Annotated in this window: 1 protein-coding gene; it reads left to right on the top strand. The window is 48.3% G+C overall.

The window, feature by feature from the left end; genetic code table 11:
• A partial coding sequence (gene thrS / locus ACWHAR_RS22775; RefSeq protein WP_452087911.1) for a threonine--tRNA ligase occupies window positions 1–1,090 on the top strand: 1,090 nt, incomplete at both ends.

The raw sequence follows: 1,090 nt of genomic DNA, 5'->3' as shown, positions 1-1,090 counted from the left end.
TCGGCAAAGAATTAAAGCTGTTTGCGAACTCTCAAAAAGTCGGACAAGGCCTGCCGCTTTGGCTGCCAAAAGGCGCGACAATCCGCCGCGTCATCGAGCGCTACATTGTCGATAAAGAAATCAGCCTCGGCTATGAGCACGTATACACACCTGTGCTAGGCAGCAAAGAGCTGTATGAAACATCAGGACACTGGGACCATTATCAGGAAGGCATGTTCCCTCCGATGGAAATGGACAATGAAACACTTGTATTGCGTCCGATGAACTGTCCGCACCATATGATGATTTACAAACAAGACATTCACAGTTACCGCGAGCTTCCGATTCGTATTGCGGAGCTTGGAACGATGCACCGCTATGAAATGTCAGGTGCGCTGTCAGGGCTTCAACGGGTACGCGGAATGACGTTAAATGATGCACACATCTTTGTGCGCCCGGATCAAATTAAGGATGAGTTTATCCGTACAGTCCGTTTAATCCAGGATGTTTATGAAGACTTCGGTTTAAGTGATTACACATTCCGTCTGTCTTACCGCGATCCGGAAGATACAGAGAAATATTTTGATGACGATGAAATGTGGAACAAAGCGCAATCCATGCTGAAAGAGGCAATGGACGAAATCGGCCACGACTATTACGAAGCAGAAGGTGAAGCGGCATTCTACGGCCCTAAACTTGATGTTCAGGTGAAAACTGCGATCGGAAAAGAAGAAACACTGTCTACGGTTCAGCTTGATTTCTTATTGCCGGAACGTTTCGACCTGACATACATCGGTGAGGACGGCAAGCAGCACCGTCCGGTTGTCATTCACAGAGGTGTCGTTTCAACAATGGAACGCTTTGTTGCCTTCTTAATCGAAGAACACAAAGGCGCGCTGCCGACATGGCTTGCACCGGTTCAGTTCCAAGTCATTCCGGTTTCTCCGGCTGTGCATTTAGACTACGCGAAAAAAGTGCAGGAACGCCTGCAGCGTGAAGGCCTGCGTGTTGAAGTCGACAGCCGCGATGAAAAAATCGGCTACAAAATCCGTGAAGCGCAAATGCAAAAAATCCCGTACATGCTTGTGGTCGGTGACCAAGAAGCGGAAAA

The organism is Bacillus sp. LR--39 (assembly GCF_053613335.1).
The sequence above is the reverse complement of the archived record's forward strand: the minus strand, read 5'-3'. Positions and strand labels throughout refer to the sequence as shown.